Annotated in this window: 15 protein-coding genes, 2 pseudogenes and 2 CRISPR repeat arrays; of the genes and pseudogenes, 9 read left to right on the top strand and 8 right to left on the bottom strand. The window is 48.6% G+C overall.

Annotated elements, in window-relative coordinates; genetic code table 11:
• The first annotated feature begins 405 nt into the window (after positions 1 to 405).
• Positions 406 to 711, top strand: coding sequence for a YoqU family phage-derived protein (locus tag PEL01S_RS35870; RefSeq protein WP_503826319.1), 306 nt, complete (start codon positions 406 to 408; stop codon positions 709 to 711).
• A gap of 161 nt (positions 712 to 872) precedes the next feature.
• Here the strand turns inward: PEL01S_RS35870 and PEL01S_RS12240 are convergent, their stop codons facing one another.
• Positions 873 to 1,343: a hypothetical protein gene (locus PEL01S_RS12240; RefSeq protein WP_127460494.1), complete on the bottom strand. Its 471-nt coding sequence runs from the start codon at positions 1,341 to 1,343 to the stop codon at positions 873 to 875.
• A gap of 263 nt (positions 1,344 to 1,606) precedes the next feature.
• The gene (locus tag PEL01S_RS12235) at positions 1,607 to 2,059 is read right to left on the bottom strand and encodes a hypothetical protein (RefSeq protein ID WP_127460493.1); all 453 of its coding nucleotides are present in this window, start codon (positions 2,057 to 2,059) and stop codon (positions 1,607 to 1,609) included.
• A gap of 540 nt (positions 2,060 to 2,599) precedes the next feature.
• On the opposite strand from PEL01S_RS12235, the gene PEL01S_RS12230 reads away from it, so the two are divergent.
• A complete protein-coding gene (locus PEL01S_RS12230) occupies positions 2,600 to 3,196 on the top strand; it encodes an AAA family ATPase (RefSeq protein WP_127460492.1) in 597 nt (198 codons plus the stop codon).
• Between the two features lie 60 nt (positions 3,197 to 3,256).
• Here the strand turns inward: PEL01S_RS12230 and PEL01S_RS12225 are convergent, their stop codons facing one another.
• Complete coding sequence (locus PEL01S_RS12225; RefSeq protein WP_108533270.1) at positions 3,257 to 3,682, bottom strand: DUF3995 domain-containing protein; 426 nt, start codon at positions 3,680 to 3,682, stop codon at positions 3,257 to 3,259.
• Positions 3,679 to 4,284 carry a TetR/AcrR family transcriptional regulator gene (locus PEL01S_RS12220; RefSeq protein ID WP_127460491.1) on the bottom strand — a complete coding sequence of 202 codons (606 nt, stop codon included), beginning with the start codon at positions 4,282 to 4,284 and terminating at the stop codon, positions 3,679 to 3,681. The genes PEL01S_RS12225 and PEL01S_RS12220 overlap by 4 nt, the downstream gene beginning before the upstream one ends.
• A gap of 373 nt (positions 4,285 to 4,657) precedes the next feature.
• Positions 4,658 to 5,685: direct repeats of the CRISPR family, unit length 30 nt; unit sequence GTTTTGAACGTACCTATGAGGAATTGAAAC.
• Between the two features lie 457 nt (positions 5,686 to 6,142).
• Here PEL01S_RS12220 and PEL01S_RS12215 point away from each other — a divergent pair.
• On the top strand, positions 6,143 to 6,562 hold the full coding sequence (locus PEL01S_RS12215; RefSeq protein ID WP_255320106.1) for a hypothetical protein: 420 nt from the start codon (positions 6,143 to 6,145) through the stop codon (positions 6,560 to 6,562).
• Between the two features lie 17 nt (positions 6,563 to 6,579).
• Positions 6,580 to 11,637 (top strand): DUF4132 domain-containing protein, encoded by a 5,058-nt coding sequence (locus PEL01S_RS12210; protein ID WP_127460489.1) that lies wholly within the window; start codon positions 6,580 to 6,582, stop codon positions 11,635 to 11,637.
• A 424-nt stretch (positions 11,638 to 12,061) separates the two neighbouring features.
• Positions 12,062 to 12,360: a CRISPR direct-repeat array (repeat unit 30 nt; unit sequence GTTTAGAACGTACCTATAAGGAATTGAAAC).
• A 318-nt stretch (positions 12,361 to 12,678) separates the two neighbouring features.
• Here PEL01S_RS12210 and PEL01S_RS12205 read toward each other — a convergent pair.
• Both PEL01S_RS12205 and PEL01S_RS12200 read right to left on the bottom strand, forming a co-directional pair.
• Positions 12,679 to 13,382: pseudogene (locus tag PEL01S_RS12205) on the bottom strand (NRDE family protein).
• 153 nt (positions 13,383 to 13,535) lie between these two features.
• Positions 13,536 to 14,564 carry a pyridoxamine 5'-phosphate oxidase family protein gene (locus PEL01S_RS12200; protein WP_127460488.1) on the bottom strand — a complete coding sequence of 343 codons (1,029 nt, stop codon included), beginning with the start codon at positions 14,562 to 14,564 and terminating at the stop codon, positions 13,536 to 13,538.
• A gap of 553 nt (positions 14,565 to 15,117) precedes the next feature.
• Here PEL01S_RS12200 and PEL01S_RS12195 point away from each other — a divergent pair.
• Positions 15,118 to 15,657 carry a MarR family transcriptional regulator gene (locus PEL01S_RS12195; protein WP_127460487.1) on the top strand — a complete coding sequence of 180 codons (540 nt, stop codon included), beginning with the start codon at positions 15,118 to 15,120 and terminating at the stop codon, positions 15,655 to 15,657.
• Between the two features lie 64 nt (positions 15,658 to 15,721).
• Here the strand turns inward: PEL01S_RS12195 and PEL01S_RS12190 are convergent, their stop codons facing one another.
• Complete coding sequence (locus tag PEL01S_RS12190) at positions 15,722 to 16,591, bottom strand: sigma-70 family RNA polymerase sigma factor (RefSeq protein WP_127460486.1); 870 nt, start codon at positions 16,589 to 16,591, stop codon at positions 15,722 to 15,724.
• A gap of 195 nt (positions 16,592 to 16,786) precedes the next feature.
• On the opposite strand from PEL01S_RS12190, the gene PEL01S_RS12185 reads away from it, so the two are divergent.
• A complete protein-coding gene (locus tag PEL01S_RS12185; protein ID WP_127460485.1) occupies positions 16,787 to 17,260 on the top strand; it encodes a carboxymuconolactone decarboxylase family protein in 474 nt (157 codons plus the stop codon).
• Between the two features lie 37 nt (positions 17,261 to 17,297).
• Positions 17,298 to 17,939 carry an NAD(P)H-dependent oxidoreductase gene (locus PEL01S_RS12180; protein ID WP_127460484.1) on the top strand — a complete coding sequence of 214 codons (642 nt, stop codon included), beginning with the start codon at positions 17,298 to 17,300 and terminating at the stop codon, positions 17,937 to 17,939.
• Between the two features lie 66 nt (positions 17,940 to 18,005).
• Here the strand turns inward: PEL01S_RS12180 and PEL01S_RS12175 are convergent, their stop codons facing one another.
• On the bottom strand, positions 18,006 to 18,662 hold the full coding sequence (locus PEL01S_RS12175) for a hypothetical protein (RefSeq protein WP_127460483.1): 657 nt from the start codon (positions 18,660 to 18,662) through the stop codon (positions 18,006 to 18,008).
• A 491-nt stretch (positions 18,663 to 19,153) separates the two neighbouring features.
• On the opposite strand from PEL01S_RS12175, the gene PEL01S_RS12170 reads away from it, so the two are divergent.
• Together PEL01S_RS12170 and PEL01S_RS35865 are read left to right on the top strand one after the other, a co-directional pair.
• Complete coding sequence (locus PEL01S_RS12170; protein ID WP_127460482.1) at positions 19,154 to 20,167, top strand: fibronectin type III domain-containing protein; 1,014 nt, start codon at positions 19,154 to 19,156, stop codon at positions 20,165 to 20,167.
• Between the two features lie 496 nt (positions 20,168 to 20,663).
• Positions 20,664 to 21,161 (top strand): annotated as a pseudogene (locus tag PEL01S_RS35865) (ribonuclease FAU-1 family protein).
• Positions 21,162 to 21,188: the final 27 nt, after the last annotated feature.

The raw sequence follows: 21,188 nt of genomic DNA, 5'->3' as shown, positions 1-21,188 counted from the left end.
TAAACAACAATCTGGCGGACGATTACGAGCGAGGGAAGTTCGTGATCTGGGGACCGATCGACGACGAGTTGCGCTATCGGGTGCTTGAAGGGAATGGCACCGCCGAGGATGCCTTCCGGCTGCTCAAACTGAATAGGAGGGCTTCAAATAAATTTGTATGAGGTCAGCTACCCTGCCGGAATGTGGGGTAACTACCCTGCGTACTCTATTCTCAAAACTGCCAAAACAGCAAGGGCAGCTAAATACGATGAATATTTAGAGCCTAGTGATTGCTAGGATATCTCATATATCAACTTCTGCAAAATGGTCCGCGTCCGTAAAGTCGGACAATCGGAGCCACTCCCCGGATCAGCTTCATTCGATCATCCGGAACGGATTGATATCGTAAACCGATTGACTCGAGAGATCGGCAGCCGAGGCCGTCAATTCCTCTATTCGAAAAAACATGATAGGTTTGCTTCTTTTCGCTGGGCGAATGGACGGCTTTGGTACACAGACGATTACACCGGCGAGCCGATGTTGATGGTGCTTGGAAAAGAAGGGAAGACACGAGATCAGAGCCACGCCTTTTCTCACGGCGGTACTCTCTGGGGACTGGTGAACGATTTCCTTGATTATATCTTTGGCGACGATGACGCGAATCACAACAATGGGTACGGCGGTCTGTATTGCCCGCATTGGGATATCTGGACGAAGATATGCAAGACATAAGGGAGATAGCCATCGAGCTTGGGTACCTAAAGCAACCTAAAGTCAAGAATGCAGTTTGAATACGGGAATAGGCGGTGAATTATCGGGGCGTCTAATAGTAGACACCCCGAATCCCTGATTAATTTTGGACAACATGCTTACTACCTTGCGCTAACATGAAATCATTCCGGGTAGAGCGTTACATCAATCTTAATAGGACTATTATGCTGGCTAAAGTATTCGACGTGATACGTTCCAGGGAGAAGCGTTATATATTTTTCTCTAAATTTTCCGTTGCCTGAAAAGTCGAAGGGTCCTCTGCTCCCACGAAAGTCATTTTCATTGATTAAATCGTAGGCTACATTATTAATAGTAGTGCCATCAAGAGAGTTTTGAATAACTTGTAATCTATATTGTCTAGGAGTAGTAATTGTAATTTTCGCATCTGTCCTCCTAATCCACTTTCCTCCTACTACATAATCATCATAGAAGTAGATTGTATCAGATGCCGCAGGCTGCACTTGGTTTAGACCTGATACTCGCTGACCATTACCTGTAGTTTGTGCATTTGCAGTAGAATTGTCGAGTGGAGAAGCTACAATACCGGCTGTAAGCGAAAGAGCCAGCAAACCATTAACTACAAATTTCTTCAATGTAAATCATCTCCTTTAAATGGAATAATTTACTATAATATAATATTAACAACAATATCCTTGGTTGTAAATTGATATTTTGTGAACTCTATCTTGTTACCTTACAAACGACCGGCCGATATGCTGGCACTGAATCGGTACTGTCTCTTCACAGCTTTGCGCGATGGGCTCGGGGAGAGGTATCCCAAGACAAAGGGTGAGGGGATGAAATGAAAAAGTGTAAATGACGACTCCCCCACATGGTTAGTGGGGGAGAGCAGGGATTATGAGGGGAAGAGGTCACCTCTAATCTCGATAGGGGTGGCATGCCAACTTCTGTAATCGATTCTATAGGTACCCGGTGATAGCGTAAAAGATCTTATATGTTTGCCGTTGCCTACAAATTCGAACCATGGACTAGTATTGCCCGTCGTTTCATTCGCTATTAGATATCTTACCGCCTCAATGTTTGTGTTGTCATAGCTGTATTGTTTCACTTGGAGAGTGTAGTTTGTGGTGCTAGTAACTGTTAATTTTTCTGGCGCTGTAACCCACCAATCATCTCTCGTTAAATAATTGTGATCAAACCAAATAGCGCTATACCCAGACGGCTGTACTTGTGCTTGTGTTGGTTGAACATTGACAGCATGTACTTTTGCAGGAGCATCGACAGATAAGGTCACAATCCCGGCTGTAAGCGAAAGAGCCAGCAAACCATTAACAACAAACTTCTTCAATGTAAATCATCTCCTTTAAATGGAATAATTTACTACAATATAATATTAACAGTGTTTTCCTTTATTGTAAATTAGTATTTTGCGAGTTCTATCTTGATACCTTACAAAAAGACAAATTGTCCATTTGAAATAGAGGTGAAAGCGTTGGCGCAACCTGAAGGAAAAAGCATGTTCAAGGTAACACTGACATATAACCATACTCTTGTTCGGACGGCATATGCGGTACAGCAACTAGAGAACGGTATAACTCAATTTTTACTTTACGATGATCATTTAAAAAAAATGGCTTTGGATGCCAGCAAGTGAATATGTGCCATTTATTGAGGGACCAAAGGAAAAACGTAATGGTCAATCTTGAATATCAAAGAACGGAGGTCTTTATTTGCCAGTAATTAAGCATGGGGCGGTTGACATAACAAAACAAAAAGTCCCGGCCAGCGAACTGGTTAGGGACTCTTTAGTTTAACCTAGCCGTGGCCTGCGGATGATTAATAAGCAGCCCAGAGAAAGGGACTAGCCGATTGATAGGAGAACTAAAAAATGATAGACCATGCATTGTTCAGGAATGATTTTATTATTATCACCGGCGGGCCTGGTGCGGGTAAAACCACCCTGCTGAATGAACTACGGAGAAGCGGCTATCCTTACGTTACGGAAGTCGCCAGAGAAATCATTCAAGCGGAGATGTCTTCTCGTGGGGATGCCTTGCCTTGGAAAAGTGCAATCAAGTATCGAGACCTTATGCTGGATAGATCGATCGAAAGCTACCGTAAAGCGTTGTCCAATCGATCGGGGCACATGTTGTTTTTTGACAGAGGCATTCCTGATACGTTGGCATACTCTAATTTGATCCATGCTCCCATTTCAGAGAGGCTTGAATCCGCAGTTCAGAAGTACAGATACAACAAGCAGGTGTTTATTTTGCCGCCTTGGAAAGAAATCTACCAAACGGACAGCGAAAGAGTACAAGATTTTGAAGAGGCGCTGGCTACGTATCACATCTTGTTTGAAACGTACAAGCAGTCAGATTACGAATTGATCGTTGTACCCAAATTATCGGTTGACCAGAGAGCGGCGTTTGTTCTCGGCCATGTTGGGCAGACTCCAATCGACTCAGAGTCTTTTGCGCAATCGTGATTCCTGATGCCAGCCGGATAAATCCCGAACGCACAAAAGCCCTCCTCAATCCCCCGGCATTCACCCTCCCATTCGGAGCGCCAAGATAAAAGAAAGACAGAGCCACAAGCATAGAGGCGTAAACAAATAACTATCCATGGTGGCGAAGCGTGTTCCTCGTAACCTTTTTGTTAAGCCCACGTACCGGAAGTCGCCGATGGCTCGCAGTCCGAATACGATCGCGCATACCCAGCAGCCCCAAGTAACGACAAAAAAGCCGGAAAATGCTTTAATGAGTCCCGCTTCCATCAATAGCAGCACGGATGCCGCAATCAACAGAAAAGCGACGGCAAGTGTTCCGGCCTTACCCGGTACGAAAGCGGGCTGCTGTGCTTTAGTTTCCGGTATCGCGCTGCCCGAACCCCAGGTGCCGCCGAAGGCCCAATAAACGTGGAGACCGCTGATGCTGATAAGCAGCAGGGCAGAGATGACGATAATGGCTATCATTGTTTTACAGCTCCTCCCGGATGTATGCCTTCCCACACGATATCGAAATGTCGCTGAAATAACGTCTCGATTTGAATCGCATCGGTTCCAGCCGAAAGCCAGATCATTAGCGAGTTGAAATAAACGCCGGTCAACACCGCCGCGATATCTTCGCTGGCCGCTTGCTTCGCGAGCTGCCCTTTGTCTTTTGCATCTTCAAGGAGCGCAGCGAGCGCTTGCCTGAACTTTTCGATGATTCTCATCTCGGCGTTGATGAACATGTCGGCGCGCATCATTTCCGACACGACCAGTCTGACCATGTCCGGTTGTTCGGCGTACTGATGAAACAAGTTGCTGAAGAGGTGCAGCAGTTGTTGCTTCAGATCTGGCATGTTTTTGTTGTTTTGGATGGTTTCATGGACGGATTCGAGTTGGGATACGGCTAGATGAAGCAGTACGGCTTCTTTCTTCGGAAAGTAATTATAGAACGTTCCCTTTGCGATCCCACAGGCTTGGGTAATTTCCTCGACCGTAACGTTATCGAAGCCTTTTTCTTTAAACAGCTTTATGGCATGTGTGAAAATGCGCTCTTTCAGTTCTTGCTTTCGGGATGCTCTAAGCATCGGGGAGGGTCACCGCCTTTTTTTAAAAAAAATGACTACGGTCATAAAATGACTTTGGTCATGATTTTACTCCTATTTTTGGTATTGTACAAGTATCAAAAAAGTTACGAAGTATTCAAAGCTTGTGGTAAGGTAGAAGTGCGAGGCATTTTTGCAATGATTGCACATTAAATTCAGGTGACTATGGGTTGGAAAAAGGTGGACAAAGGCTTATAATTTAACTACGCTGCTTGTCGTCGACCCCCAATGCTGCAAAAAAGCCGGGGGATCGACGACAAGGATAGTCGGGCGGCAAAAGGGATTACGGTGTTTGCTGGACTCGATACGTAATTCTTGAATATGTAGAAATGGCTTATTGGCGGGATTTTTATGGGTTTAGAACGTACCTATGAGGAATTGAAACTCAGTATGACGCTCCTTTAGAACCACTATATGCTGGTTTTGAACGTACCTATGAGGAATTGAAACATTCTTCAGCTGATATTAAATCGTTGACAAACATGTAGTTTTGAACGTACCTATGAGGAATTGAAACCTACGATCAAGACAAGCCCAACACGAACAAGGTTTCAGTGTTTTGAACGTACCTATGAGGAATTGAAACTTCCCCTCCTCTCAAGGCTAGGAGAGCGGCCCGGCGTTTTGAACGTACCTATGAGGAATTGAAACCCTCCCGGATCGCCGCCGGGATTCCCTCCCGGATCACGTTTTGAACGTACCTATGAGGAATTGAAACGGATACCGGAGAAGGTCAATAAGCCTTCTCCCCACTATGTTTTGAACGTACCTATGAGGAATTGAAACCCGTCATTCTCGCCTAAAGCAAGCCGGCTGGTCAGGTTTTGAACGTACTTATGAGGAATTGAAACTATGCGAACGTCTTTGTATTCGGGTCATACACTGAGTTTTGAACGTACCTATGAGGAATTGAAACCGACGCCGGCCAGCGGTCCAAGTACGTTCTTGATCGTCGTTTTGAACGTACCTATGAGGAATTGAAATACCGAAGTTCCTGCGTAAACGTCGTTGACAGTGGATGTTTTGAACTTACCTATGAGGAATTGAAACCCTTTATATCGGAGCTAGGTGACCCGAAATAAACGGGTTTTGAACTTACCTATGAGGAATTGAAACGCAAATACGATCGTACAATATAAGTTCGTTACACCGTTTAGAACGTACCTATAAGGAATTGAAACCTCCTTATGCACGAACGTCTTCGTATTCGGATCGTAGTTTTGAACATACCTATGAGGAATTGAAACTGTGCCTAGACTGCTTTTCGTAGATTCAGGAGTGCCAAGTTTAGAACGTACCTATGAGGAATTGAAACTACCACGAAATTGAAGGTGCGTGTACATGATTCAGAAAGTTTAGAACGTACCTATGAGGAATTGAAAAAGATTGGGTGAAGAAGATCGGCCGACACCGACCTTCGATTTGACCGTACCTTCAACGCGTTTGGAAGAATATTTAACGAAGAACCTAGACTGCTCGCTCGAAAGTTCGGTTAGCTATTTCAGCATGTAATGATGATTTGCAGTTCTGGTGATGATTCCGGTTTCTTTCGAATAGACCATGCGGAGATCCTAAGATGCAACCAGTCCAATAATGTGAATTAGCCTGTACATATAAAATTTGATTATATGTATTGCCGCCAATTGGCGGCTTTTTACTGCTAGAGTCCCGGCATATGTGGAGTGAAACCGGGACATACGTACTAGGTCGGGTAGAATAGGTAGTTGTCTGTTCGTATTTTCACAAAAAAAGGGGAACAAAAAGAAACAGCATGATATAATGACACTATCATTTGTTGCCCTCGCAGGGTGACAAAGTTTTGCTGACAGGAGGCGAAGGGGTGCAGATCTATTTCAGAGTCAAAGCGGCCGGCAAAAGGCGTCCGGTGCTGGAGCTCATTGAGGCGGCGCTGCCTGACGATGTGCAGTGTCTGGGGGATGCGATTCGGGCGATTGTAACGGATCAAGTGCAGCGTTTTAACGCGCGCAGCATCGAGCAATCCATTTTTCCTTACTTAAGCCCCGGACAACTGGAGGAGCAGGCTGAATCCGGCAAGGTAGGCTTTCAGGCGGCTTATGACGACCGGAAGGCAAATGCTACTGCTGCGGTCGAGACGGCTTTGCAGGCATTTGAGGACGGCATTTACAAAGTGCTGATTCATGACACAGTTGTGGAGGATTTGCAGGCGCCGCTGACGATTGCGCCCGGATCGGTTTTTACCTTTATACGACTGACCCTGCTGTCGGGAATGATGCGCTAATAGGAGAGGAGTTTGACATGACAGAACGTATTCATCTTGAGTATAAGCGTGAGCCGCTGGATGCCTTGTCTGAGCAATTGCAGGCGAAGAAGGATCATGAGCACTATCCGTTAGCCTTCAGCCTGCTGGACTATTTGACCGCTACATACCAGAACAAGACAAAGCGGGAGCAGCTGTTTATGGCCGAATTGAATCGCGTCTATCCATGTCCGATTGGTGAAATGACCGATGCCGAGCAGCTGTGGGATGGACCGCTGTCATCGGCGTTGGTGTTGCTGTTCGGAGAGGAGAACGAGGCAGAACTGCTGGATTTGCTGCGGCGCCGTATTTTGCGTGCCTATTCAACCTCAACCTATTATCGCAAAGGCTATCGTTCCCGCAATCTGGCTCATTATATGGAAGCCATACTGGCGACAATTACATATTACTATAATGCTCTTGCCTATGATTGCACCTTGCAGGATTATTTGACGAGGCATGATATCATTCTGCCGGATGACTCTATTATGGGCGATCGCATCGCCCGCGAGCTCGATAGGGGTAATGAGACCGTTATTGAGGCGCTTAGAGACATCATGTTTGGCGAAAATCAGACGGCGCTGCTGACAAGGCCGATGATTCGCGGCATTGTGCAGAGCCATAGCGTTGAAGCCTACGAAATGCTGGGGCGTCTCCTGATTGCGGCCAGACTGCAGGAGGGCTTGCGCCAGCACATTATGGAAAGTCTGGACGAAGGAACCGTTGAGGCCGCCGTCTACTTGATTCGCATCGTGCTGGAGCATCAGTTGGAGCGCTTCAGTGCGGTGATCCGGGCACTCGATACGTGGACAGGGCTTGCCTTTACCGATCAGAAGCCGGCGGTCATCCGCAAATGTCTGGAGCTTGCCCTGCGCGCTCTGACGGATGAGAGCTACCGGGAGGAAGCGGAGCATAGCGAAGATTCGCTGGTCTACTATTTCTCGCTGTGGGCGGCGGCGACTTATGATATTGGCGAAGCCACGACGCGCATCCAGCGCGTGCTGAAGGACGGTGCCAGATATAAGAAGCTGGCTTCGCTATACTTCCTGGCCCAGTTGAACCAGCCGGAGATGCAGCATCGGATTGCAAGCGGACATCTGCCGGCAGCCGTCGATGACCCGGAGCAGATGGCTTGGCTGATGAACAGCCTCTATGCCGACTATCGCATCGCCTACCATTATGGGGACGGGGCTATCGATTTGAGCAATTCCCCGATCAGCGAAGACCTTGTAGAGCGGCGCGAACAGTTCCATGCTCTATTGCAGTCGCTAAGGCAGCTCAAAGCGACCAAAACCTTTAGGGAGAGCGTATTCCCTTGGGCAGTGGCAACGCTAGATGCCGATGAGCTATTGCGGCGCATGATGACGTTGGCGGCCTATGATCGGGATGCCGCAATGATTGAGCAGTTGATAGATTGCAGCGACCGGATGAGCTCGAACCTGCGGTACGGTTTGCTGGTTAATTTGATCGGAGCTGCCGCCTCCGGAAAACATCGCGAGTATTTGCTGCAAGCGTTGAATGATAAAAGCACAAGCAACCGCGAGGCGGCGATTAAGCTGCTCGGGCAAACGGCGCTTGCCGCTGCCGAGCTGGACAAAATTGCTGAGTTATTGAAGCTGAAAACAGGCACCCTGCGACAAGCCTGCATTACGCTGCTCATGCAGCAGACCGAGGAGGAGCTGCTGCGGGCGGCGGGTAAGCTTTTGTCCGTCTCGAATGAACAGCAGCGGCTGGCCGGGCTTGCGATTGCCGAATCGTTGCAGCAGGATGGGCAGCGGCAAGCGCTTTATCCTCAAGTGCAGATCCATGTTCAAGCGCTGCATGAGAAGGGGCGGGCAACAGCACAGGAGCAGGTGCTGATCGATAAGCTGCTGCATGCCGCAGATGCGGGCGATGGCGCCGAGAATGGCTTCGGCTTGTACGATGTGAATGAGAACGTGGCGATACCGCCCGGATTCAATCATCCGGAGCTGATCGACGCATCGTATCGGCAGCAAGCTGAGCGGGAAGCGGAATATGTGAGGCAGTATGTGGCGTGGCGGCCGAACGATGTTGTGGCGATTTATCTGCATTTTGAAGCGCTCATTGAGGAGCATTACAATTATGAGTATGAAGCGCAATATTACAACAACTATTCCGAAAAGGTGCTGCTCGGCAATCAGACGTACAGGCTGGCCAAGGTAAAAAAAGCCGATGGCGAAGAGGCTGCCGAGGATAGGCTGGACAGCTATCCGCTGCCGGAGGTATGGCGCCAGGCTGCGCAGGATTTGCAGCTGACGCCGATGCGCATGCTGGTCTTTATGCTCGGAGGGGCGGACCATACGATCAGCTATGCCGCGGAAAAGCAGTGGTTCACTGAGCTCTATGCGGATGTGCAGGATAAGCCAAAAACGCAGCAGTTGGACAAGGCGCTGGAAAAGCTCAAGCATAGGAGAAAAACCGATCAGCTGATTCAACTGTTGTTTCGCGAAGCCGACTTGACTGAAGGCTTTACGGTTTGTATGGCCATCTACCGTTCATTGCGGGCACGGCTGACGGTGGAGCAGTGTATGCTGCCGCGAGCGGAGCTGGACGAAGGAACCATTCATTGGCAGCAGGATGGAGCTCTCTTTCCGGCTTTGGGATCGAGCCTGCTGGGGCAGTGGCTGATGTGGGCAAAGCAATGCGCGCGAAGTGACGAGCAATTTACGGAATATTTCTTCACCGCTTATGCCAGCTACAGGCTGTTAAAGGGCGCCGACAGCGCTACGTTATCCGTCGATTCTTATATGCGTGCGCATCATCTGGGGCTGATCAGCGACGGCGTCCTTTTGCGTGAAATGATGACAGGGAACCAGGCAAAAGATTTCATCCGCCTGTTAACGCATCCGAATTGGAGCAAGCCGCTGCTGGAAAGCGATCCGAGCGTGAGGCCGCTATTGGAGCAGGCAGTGTGCCGTATTGTCGAAATCGAATCGCGCCGCGGCGATTTGCCGACAGATGTATCGAAGCTGTCGTCAGCGATTCAGCGATTTGAAGGCATGCGCTTCTTTGTCGCTATTTTGACCGGATTGGGGAAGGAAACGTTCCAGCGCGGTTACGTCTACAATAGCAGCCTGACAAAGAAGGCCGTGCTCAGCTCGCTGCTGAAATGCTGTTATCCCGCCAAAGGCGAAGATGCGGCAAAGCTCGCCACCTTGCTGGAAAAGACGGATCTGACCGAGCAGCGCTTGCTGGAAGCGGCCATGTATGCGCCGCAATGGGTTGATATCGTTCAGCAGCACCTGGGCTGGTCGGGCTTAAAGAGTGCGGCATGGTATTTCCACGCTCATATTAACGAAACCTTCTCTGCGCAGAAGGAGACGGAAGTGGCGATCTTCTCGCCGATCAGTCCGCAAAGCTTCAATGACGGCGCCTTCGACGGAGATTGGTTCAGAAGCGCGTATGAAACGCTCGGCGCAGAGCGTTTTGACCTGCTGTACAGCTGCGCCAAATATATTACCGATGGCGGCAATTCGCACCGCCGCGCGCAGTTGTTCGCCGATGCCACCTTGGGGAAATTGGACAAGCAGGAACTGGTGGAGGGCATCCGCTCTGCCCGAAATAAGGACAAGCTGCTCAGCTATGCTTTGCTGCCAATCGCGGTCGGAGACAAGCGGGAAGTGCTGGAGCGGTATGAGTTTATCCAGCAGTTTCTGGCGGAAAGCAGGCATTTCGGTGCTCAGCGTCGCGAAAGCGAAGGAAAGGCCGGAGCCATAGCCCTCGAAAATTTGGCGCGCAATGCGGGCTACGGCGATGTCAATCGGATGACCTGGGATCTTGAAGCTGAAAAAATCGGAGAAATCGCGGCTTATTTTTTCCCGCAAGATATTCAGGGCACGAAGCTTTGGCTGGAAATTGATCATGAAGGTCAAGTGGAGCTGAAGGTGGAGAAGGGCGGCAAAGCCCAGAAGAGCATACCGGCTGCCCTGCGCAAGGATGGGCTGGTACTGGCCATGAAAGAGACGCAAAAGGAGCTCAAGGATCAGTATACCCGTGCGAAGCTCAGCTTCGAGCAGGCGATGGAAAATGGCACGCGCTTCACCGCGCAAGAGCTTGGGGCGATCATTCGCAATCCGGTCATTGCGCCGCTCGTGCGCCATCTCGTCTGGATCGATGCGGCAGGGTCGGAGACAGGGGAAGGCGTTATCGGATATTTGCAAGAGCCGGACCAAGGGGCGGACGCATTCACGCTGCGCCAGCCGGACGGCAGCCTGCTGACACTGCAGTCGGATGCCGAGCTGCTGCTTGCCCATCCGGTTCATCTCTATGCGTCCGGGCGCTGGAGCGATTTTCAACGGGACTTGTTTGTGCGGCAGATCAAGCAGCCGTTCAAGCAGGTATTTCGCGAATACTACCGTCTGAATGCTGATGAAACGGCTGCGGTTACGGTATCCCGCCGTTACGCCGGCCATCAGGTTCAGCCTCAGCGGACGGTAGCCTTGTTGCGGGGCCGCACGTGGACCGTCGATTACGAGGAAGGGCTGCAAAAGGTGTACTACAAGGAAAACCTGATTGCCCGCATGTATGCGATGGCCGACTGGTTTACGCCGGCCGATATTGAACCGCCAACCTTGGAGACGGTGCAGTTCTTCAACCGCGAGACGATGGAAGCGGTCAAGCTGGCGGAAGTGCCGCCGGTGATTTTCTCGGAAGTGATGCGCGACATCGACCTCGTCGTCAGCGTAGCTCACGCCGGCGGCGTCGATCCGGAGGCCAGTCATTCGACCGTGGAAATGCGCATCGCGATTGCCCAAGAGCTGCTCATGCTGCTGAAGGTCGAAAATGTGCGGCTGGAAGGCTCTCATGCGCATGTTGCAGGCCAACTTGGCGAATACACCGTCCATATGGGCTCAGGCATCGTGCATAAAAAAGGGACAGGCGCGCTTACCATTCTGCCTGTTCATTCGCAAAGCCGCGGTCGCCTGTTCCTGCCGTTCGCCGACAGCGATCCGCGCACAGCAGAAATTATGTCCAAGCTTCTGCTGCTGGCGGAAGACAGCAAAATTAAGGATCCAAGCATCCTGGCGATGCTATAGCATGCAGAAGAGCGCCCGACAAACGAAGGGCGCTCTTTGTGTATGCGAGAGAATAGTGATTAGAGAGCTCACTCCAGTTACAGGCAACTCGTTTTCCTTACCTTTTGCACCGATTGTCTAATTGTCAAGGATCAAAAAAGATGCGAATTATTTTAGAGGTTTGTGGTAAGGTAGAAGTGCTACGGTTTTTCCACCGATTGTATTATTGGAAACTGGTCTGTTGTTGTGATCATCTCGGCCTTGGAAAAAGGTGGACGAAGGCATATAATTTAACTGTGCTGTTTTGTCGTCGACCCCCAATGCTGCAAAAATACCGGGGGATCGACGACAACGATAGTAGCGTGGTAGAAGGGATTATGGTATTTTCTGGGTGATTTATAATTCTGGGATATGTAGAAATGGCTTAACGACGGGAGTTTGATGGGTTTAGAACTTACCTATAAGGAATTGAAACCATATCGTTTGTTCGTTCCTGGAACAATCGATCGTTCGGGTTTAGAACGTACCTATAAGGAATTGAAACTCTGTCACTGTTTGACCAGGATAACCTTGAGCAGCATCGTTTAGAACGTACCTATAAGGAATTGAAACGCCGTAGTCTGCGCTTGGTTCCCGATCTGCACTGCAGTTTAGAACGTACCTATAAGGAATTGAAACTCGGTAAATTCCGGTAGCCGGCGTTTTTGCTATTATGTTTAGAACGTACCTATAAGGAATTGAAACTGTTCCGTATAATGGCACTGGAATACAAAGTATGTGTCGTTTAGAACATACCTATGAGATTGAAACTAGCGCAATATCCGGACTTTCCGCCGGAGATGAACGTTTAGAACATACCTATGAGGAATTGAAACATAGAATTTTTCTCATTCTTCGATGCACTCCCTGTAGTTTAGAACGTACCTATGAGGAATTGAAACAAGGGCTCCGGTACGATTTTCGGCTATATGGTGAGCATGGCGAGAATTTGCATAGCAGGCCCCTTTAAATCAGCGGTACAAAGAAAGCCTCTCGAGACGATCTCGAGAGGCTTTGTGGCGATTAGAACATAATCGAATGTCTGCGGTCTTGGATGCGTTCGCCGGAACGTGTTCGTTCGACATAGTGGAGCTTATTGTTCGTCATCAGTAAAATCGTAGAGCTTCTCGTTCCATAATGATCGCTCCGAATGTAGATCGAAGAGAGGAGACGCTCCCACTGTAGCGGCACACCGGTGGCAGGCAGCGCATTGTCCGGTGCCGGCTCCGCGTCCTCAAGCAGTTCAAACAACGCATCGACACGGTCTTCCCGAACGTCCTCGAGCTGCGATTCCAGTTCTTTCTTCCCTTTCGTTACCTTCGGCCAATCGGTGTCCAGCAGATGGTTGCTTACGCCGTACACACCGGGTTGGAGCTTTCGAATCTCATGACCTATGTTCGAATAATAATACAGCTCGTTGGGATCGCCAACCAACAAGTTATAGCCCGGATATTCTGTCCGTTCGCGGCGGCGCGTTCCGCGTAAGCCTGGGGCGATTCGTTCCCGACCAAATAGCTGGAGACCAACTGTCCGCGGGATCGCTTATCCTCGGTTTGCTCTGCAGGATCGCGATAATTGGTCAAGGCCGCGAATCGGCCGCTGTTTGTCACGCCCATCCACGTCCCGTTCCGGAGCAGATCCCGTCCGGCCAACACATGAGGGTGATCCGTCCAATAATCAATCGGCGCCGTCGGACGTGCGTAAAACTCATCGCGGTTGGCGGCCATGACGAGTTGGTAAACGGGATGCATCCGGTAAGCGAACAAGATTAAACACAAGCCAATCACGGCCTTTCCGCATCGTTGTCGTATGCATTATAACATCATGGAAGCGCAAGAGAAAATATCCCAAATGAAAGGCCCAAAACGATAGCCGCCAGATTAGTAGAGGTTGTCCTTGTATTCCTTCTGCAGATCCTTCTCCAACTGATCCTGAAACCCGGGCTTCGACATGGCTGCGCTCGCGAGTTCCGCTTCCAAGCTCTTGTTCTTGTTCATCTTCATATGCTCGAGGAATATTTTTGTCGGCTGGATACCGTGAGTAGGCTCTGGCACTGGCCAGAGCTTGGCACGCAAGAGAGCGGGACTCCGGCTCAATTCGATATTGTTGCTTTCGATGGCGATAGCCAGCGCCGGCGTCTTGCCCTGAACGACGAAGCTTGCACGTATTGCCTCGTCAGTCGTAATCCGGGCGGTTCCCGAGACGCGGGCAACATACGTCGATCCTGGGATCAAAAACAATGCCGAGACATGCGGCTGCGCGATGATGTTATGGAAGCTGTCCGTACGGTGATTTCCAGGCCGATCGGCAAACCAAACGCAGCCGTTCTCAACACGTGCCATTTTGTCGGCTGGATCGCCCTTCGGGCTCAGGTCGGCACGGCCGTTTGCATCGATTGTCGCCAGCGCCATAAAGAGGCTGGCGCTAACGAAGTTAGCGGCGTCCTGCGGCGGGCTCTCGTCGGGTAGAGCCTTCCAGAAATTGGAGCGGATCAGCGCCTTTGCGCAATGACCAAAGCACTCCTCAACGCGAATGCGAATCTCACCGTCGATGACATCGACGACCCGACCATTGACGCGCATCGTCTCCCCAGTGCCAGGAAGCAGGAACAGTGAACCGAAACCCGTGCCGGGTCGAGCTAGCGTAGGGTCGTCGAGCATCGCGGCCGGCACTCGAAGCTCGTGCGTATCGGCGGTTACAAAGCCGGAATCGCCACCGCCTAAGGTGACTCCGATCTGGTCGCCCTCGCCGAACCCGGCGAATAAAAGTGGCGATGCCGCAATCCAACGTAGTGCGCCTTCGTCAAGATGGTCGATTGCTTTTAACGTCATCAGAAGCGGAATCTCGCCCACGACCGCCTCGAGGGCTTCGACCGTGTCGATCACGGTTTTTGGATCGAATAATTCCATTACCACCACTCCTTAATAATGATGTTTTCAAGCGATGCTTATCCGTACAATTGACGACATGAATGCTGGCATGTGCTTATGATTATTAACAAGTAAATAATAAATGGATAAGGCGAGTCTGTCAATTTTTTCATTTCGTGTAACAATCAACCTTATTGGAGACGGAGGAGCAGAGATGAGAGCACTTATAGTAAAAATTAGCTACTCGTGACAGGATGTGAGTACGGCCGTCCCGCATCGAACATGATGGACGGAATGACGTATCACTATTGATTGTCATTGTCGTCTGTGTTAAATTTTTGTTTATTAGTTAATAATTTTAGAACGGTCCCGATAGACCGATGACGGAGCGCAAGCATCATTTCGCCAGGGGGAGAAATTTCTTTCTACGAATGGATGCTTGACCGTGAATATTGCCGAAGGCTCGGCGTGCCGGACAAGAAAAGATTTTGTGGCCGTTCTCGACTGTTTGCTGCGATAGACGATGACCGGTTGTGATATATTATTTGTGTAAACCTATCAATTGGAAAACTTCGAAGGAAAGGGATGCGCAATGGATTCTTCCGAGGGACTTAAGCGATTGATTTACGGCCAGTTTCTCCATTTTTCTCATTTGATCGAGCAAACGGTCGAAACCGAGTTGGATGAGTTCGCCGACCAGGCGCGGTTGCTGGGACTTGCCGCGTTTCCGAACAATTTGACCAGCATTCACGTCATCGAGTGCATCGGCAAACACGAGCCGATTAACAATACGTCCATTGCCGAAAAGATGAACTTGTCGAAAGCGGGTATTACGAAAATCAGCACCAAGCTGCATGCGGAAGGATACATCAAGCGAAGCCGGCTGAACGATAACAAAAAAGAAGTGTACTTCAGTCTGACGTCCAAGGGCAGACACGTTTTTGAAGCGCACGAAGCGATGCACGCAAAGATCGATCGCCGATTTTTAAGTACTTTGGACTCGTTTTCGGAAACGGAGCTGCAGGCGGTGTTGAAGTTTTCCCAGAAGATGATCGATCATCTAAACCAAGGGCTGAAGGGAGACCAGGCCCAAAATCCTAATCACCTTGGCAATGGATTGTCTGTAGATTAAGAAATAAAGCAGCTTCTTATGAAAAATAAGAGCTGCTTTATTTGTGTCATCAAGCATGCTACCCTCAATCACCCAACACAGCCAGATCAAGCTGGCTGATGCGTTCAGGATCGGAGATCAGGTCGACTTCGGTAATTTTTCCATGATTCACTGTAAATTGGAGTACATAGAGCAATCGGCCTCGTGGAGCCGCAATAATTCCTACTTGCCCGTTCACAAGGGCGAGTTGTGCTGCTTTCTGCGCACGTCCCGAAACTTGTTTCGCTAGTGGGATGGCTCCTCGCGTTACTCTGGAAGATCCGGTTTGACGATCGTCGCGAAGGATAACGTCCGGGTCAAGAGCAGCTACAAGAGTATCGAAATCGCCTGAATGAGCCGCAGCGAGAAAAGCTTGAACAACGTTGCGTTGGTGATCAAAGTCGGCTTCCGGCATGGCTTTCGCCCCGCGAATTCGGCGGCGTGCCCGGCTCGCAAGTTGTCTTGTTGCACTCTCCGACTTTCCTACAATCGGAGCAATCTCGGTGAAGGGCATGGAGAAGACATCGTGCAGCACGAACGTGATGCGTTCCGCAGGATTCAAATTACCGAGCACGACGAGCAGGGCAATTCCAACAGAATCAGCCAATACGGCTTCTTGTTCGGGATCGATGATATTCTCTTGGCTCGTCAAAGCATCGGGCAAGTGAGTTTCTATCGATTCTTCGCGCCTGGATTTTCGCGATCGTAGCATGTCCAGACATATACGAGAAACAACGGTGGTCAACCAACCTCCCATGTTCTCGATGCCTTTTCCATCCGCACGACTAAGACGCAACCAAGCCTCCTGTACTGCGTCCTCCGCTTCACTCAATGAACCCAGCAATCGAAAAGCCACGGCTTGAAGGTGATTCCGGTATGCTTCGAACGTATTGGCCAATCCGACTTGTTCGTTCATGATTTAATCTCCTCGCCCAAAATAAAAGCCTCTATAAGTATTGACGTATCAAACTGAGACAATGCGACAAGACGCCGACCGTTTGTTGATTTTTTCTTTTCCCAAAAAAATGTTGTCACACTTCCCGGGGCCCAATCCGTCAGCATAGTAACGAGCCAAAAAACGGTTCTAATCCAAGCTAAAGGAGTGCTGCACATGAAATCAAGAATGGACAGTCCCGTTATGATCGTACCCGATGCATCTCAAGCTTTACAAGCCCTGGGCAAAGCCCTGTTTGCATCCGCAGAGCAAACAGGTATTCCGAGCCGTACGCTCTTCCTTGCGTATCTTCGAGCAAGCCAAATTAATGGGGACAGCGTATGCGTCGAGCTTCATTCGCGCAATGCCTTGGCGGCAGGCGAAACTACAGAGCGTCTACTGGCGGTGTCGGCATGGCGTGAGACGAACGGCTTCAATGATGCCGAGCGTGCTGCCCTTGCGCTTAGCGAATCGGTTACCCGACTCAGTGATCGGGAAGACCCGGTGCCGGATGAGATTTTTTACGAGGCGGCCCGACACTTCGATGTGGCTGCACTGGCAACCCTGATCGCCGGGATCGCCACAGCCAACCTCTGGAATCGATTTAACGTCTCTACAAGGCAGATCGCCACAGTTTCCGCGGGCAAATAATCGCAACTAAAAAATAAGTGAAAGTGGGTATTCCATTATGGCAACCGTGTTATATATTACGGCAAATCCGCATGATGATGAAAAATCTTACAGCATGCTAGTAGGCAAAGAGTTCGTACATGCGTATCGATCCGGGAATCCGCATGATGAAGTGATCCATCTTGATCTGTACAAAATGGATATACCGCAGCTTGATCAAGATGTTTTTAGCGGTTGGGGAAAGTTAAAGGAGGGGGGTGCCTTTGAAAACTTGACCGAACCGGAGAAAATGAAAATAGGCCGTATCGGTGAGCTGGTTGACCAATTTGTTGCCGCAGACAAATACGTATTTGTTACTCCGATTTGGAACTATTCGTATCCGCCCGTTATGAAGTCATACATCGACTCCATTTGCATAGCTGGAAAGACCTTCAAATATTTGCCGGATATCGGCCGGGTTGGCTTACTGGGCGATAAAAAAGCCGTGCATATTCAAGCAAGCGGAAGCTTCTTGTCGCCAGGCTCGGACGATGCAGACTTAGAAATGGCTCATCGGCACTTGAAGACCATTATGGAATTTGTTGGAGTTCCTAGCTTTGAGGGGATATTTGTTGAAGGGATGGCTGCGAAACCCGAGCAAGAACCTGCGATAAAAGAAAAGGCCATTCAACAAGCGCGCGAGGTTGCTCTAAGATTCTAACGTTCGGATAAATGAAGAAAATGGGTCATACCTTCGAGGCATGGCCCATTTTCGGAATCATTGAAATTATTTCCCGGCCTTCAACGTCGTTGCCAGAGGGTTACTTCTAATAACTTCATAGTCCCCTTTGCCGGAAGGGAACGGGAACGTAGGGGCTATGTTCGTGGGAAACGTTGTGTAGGGTCCGCCTTTGGAGGTTTGGACTTGGACGTTATTAAATGCAGCGTTTTTATATCTATTCTTGTCTTGGTTATCTTGGGTCGTATGAACCATTTTTACCTTCGTCGGGGCTTTCAAAGAACCGGAGTTTTGTACAGGCAGGGTGTAAGATTCAACTCCGTTAATGTAGAGGGAAGCGGTGTCGTTCAAATTATTGACGAGCTTAATATGGATCTGCTCTCCGGCTGCAGGCTGGCTGGCAAGAGGCATCGACTTGTTGGATGCAGGATTTTGCTTTCCGCAATTCAAGAACTTTTTCCATTTTTCACTCGGAGTATAAGAGATCCCTCCTTCGCACACATCGCCAAGGCCCAAATAAAAAGCGATATAGCCTCCGTCGTTGGATACAAAAACATCGCTCGGAACCGTGAAATAGCCTTGAATTCCGTAGTAATTCGTGTCGGTGAGTAATTTGACGCCGCCTTCACCTGTTGCCGCCGATGCGGTGGTTGTAAAAAACAACGCTATGATTGCGGAAAGAACAGATAAGTATACTTTTTTCATAAATATCTTCCTCTCTTTTATTTTTATCTTTCAAATCCCGTCGCCATAATCCGGCTAACTTGTATTCATGTAAGCCACCTCCAAATTTTTACATCTGGAAACAATTTCAATCTATCATATACAGTTAATTGCTAACAATACTTTTAGTGGAAGTAGTCATGCAACTACCAATAAAAGTAATATATATACCATTTAATTCTTCAAGTAGAAGGCGTCTAACATCCTCACAAAGGGGCACAGAATTCTTTCCGAGGTGTCGAGACCGCCTCGGGCGAGGTGAAACGGTTGGTTGCCGCTTTGAGTATTACTCATAAGGTTCATTTGACGTTGGTTCCCCAATTGCTGTATCGGTTGGGGGACTGGTGTTTTTCATAGAAAGTGAATTTACTATGAACATTACATAATTAGAAAAATAAGTAATTAAATGTTTGGTGATCAAATGAAACAAATGGTACTATCTGATTTAAATAGAAAAAAAAGGAGAGATTTCTTTGAAAAAGCTGGCGGGTTTATTCTTGTTTTTCATTTTGACCATGTTTGCGGCTTCTTCGGCTTTTGCAGCGACGGTCGGTTCGCCCCTCACGAAACCCGAAGAAGGGTGGCAGCGATTTGACGATACGGCTCCGCAGATAGTTTATTCCAATTACACCAACCCGAGAGCCAGTCAAGTCGGAAACTACAACGGTACCGCATCCTACTCCGTCGATCCAAAAGCGGAAATTGAATTCAGATTTACCGGCCCGAAAATAAGAATTATTACTCAAATGTATATTGGACGTGACCCTCTGGATAAAATTACGATCGACGGTGTCTCTTATACTTATACGGAAAGCTCCAATAATCTCATTTATCAAGCCCTGGTCTTCGAGAAGACCGGTTTGTCCAGCGGAGTGCATACGGTTAAAATATCGAGAGTTGCGCCGACAACAGGATATTTGACGTTGGATGCGGTAGATATCGACCCCTCCGGGCAATTGCTGGGCATGATTTTGGAACCGGAACAACTGCAGGCAAAATCGGAAAATGCAAAAGTAACATTAACATGGGGCGCTGTACCGAATGCCAAGGGCTATAATGTGAAAAGAAGCACAACACCGGGTGGTCCTTATACGACCGTTGCCGGCAATGTATACGGCACATCCTACACCGATACGGCCGTAACCAACGGCACAACCTACTATTATGTTGTGACTGCTTTACATGCGGCAGGCGAAAGCGGCAATTCGAATGAAGCTTCCGCAACCCCGCAAGCCCAAGAAAGTAATCGAGCTATTCTGGTTGTTACCTTGGATAACGGACTTGAAAAAGAATTTGACTTGCCCCTGTCGGAAGTACAGGCATTCATCAATTGGTATGAGGGAAAAGCTGCGGGAACAGGCTCGGCCTCCTATGCGATTGATAAGCATGACAACAACAAAGGACCATTCAAGAGCAGAAAAGATTATGTCATCTTTGATAAGATTCTCACATATGAAGTGAGTGAGTATACACCCGCTTCGAAATAGTGCGGGGTCAGAATTCATGAAAACGAGATTGCTGAGGAAACGATATCGGCGGCCACGAGAGGAACGAAGGGGTTCGAAGTGAGGTGAGCATCTCACATGGGTTGGAAAAATATTGGAAAATACTTATAATGTAAATATGTTGTCGTCGACCTCCAATACTGCAAAAAAGCTTGAGGATCGACGACAACAACAGCTGCGAGGGAATACATGTCTTGGCCTTTTGTTTTCGGGGCCGCCTCATTTTCGATAAATGAAAACACGTAGCGGCTGCACTTTTACGGGTTATGAACGTACCTATGAGGAATTGAAACGGGGAAAATGTATGTGGTTTCTATCAAAAGAGTCCGTTTTGAAAGTACCTATAAGGAATTGAAATACTTGAAGAAACGCCCTTCCCATAACACGCCTGCAGTGCACAATGATCAATGCAAACTGTGGTTAGGAGACGAAGCCCCTGAAAAGAAAATACGGAGACCGTTCAGAGTGGAAGCGAGTAGTGGAGAGAAGGTATGCCCAGTCTTATTTGGAAACAGAGAGCTATAAAGGGCATGTAACACTTCTTGAAATTTCCAAAGTCACAGAACCTTTATACGTTACCTATGACGATAAAAATATTTGTATTGCGGGTGACGGTTATTTGTGGCTTCAACAATTCCCATCCGATAAACGTCATTCGGTGACAACAATGTTTGACGCAAGAGGGAAAATTGTTCAATGGTACATTGATATCTGTTACATGAACGGAGTTGGCGAAAACAACATCCCATAGATGGATGACTTGTATTTAGATATCATCATCTTACCGTCAGGAGAAGTTGTCCAAAAGGATGCTGATGAACTGAAAGAAGCCTTGAGGAATGGCACTATTGATAATCAACTTTATGATATGGCTTGGGAAGAGTCTGCTAGGGTCAATGCTCTCGTAAAACACGGGGAATTCCATTTGCTGAAACTTTCTGAAGAACACAAAGACTTTTTATCAAACAGACTTTAAAAATACGACTGAACTAACGGGAAGAAG

It is taken from the genome of Paenibacillus elgii NBRC 100335 (genome assembly GCF_004000865.1).
GTDB lineage: Bacteria > Bacillota > Bacilli > Paenibacillales > NBRC-103111 > Paenibacillus_G > Paenibacillus_G elgii.
The sequence above is the reverse complement of the archived record's forward strand: the minus strand, read 5'-3'. Positions and strand labels throughout refer to the sequence as shown.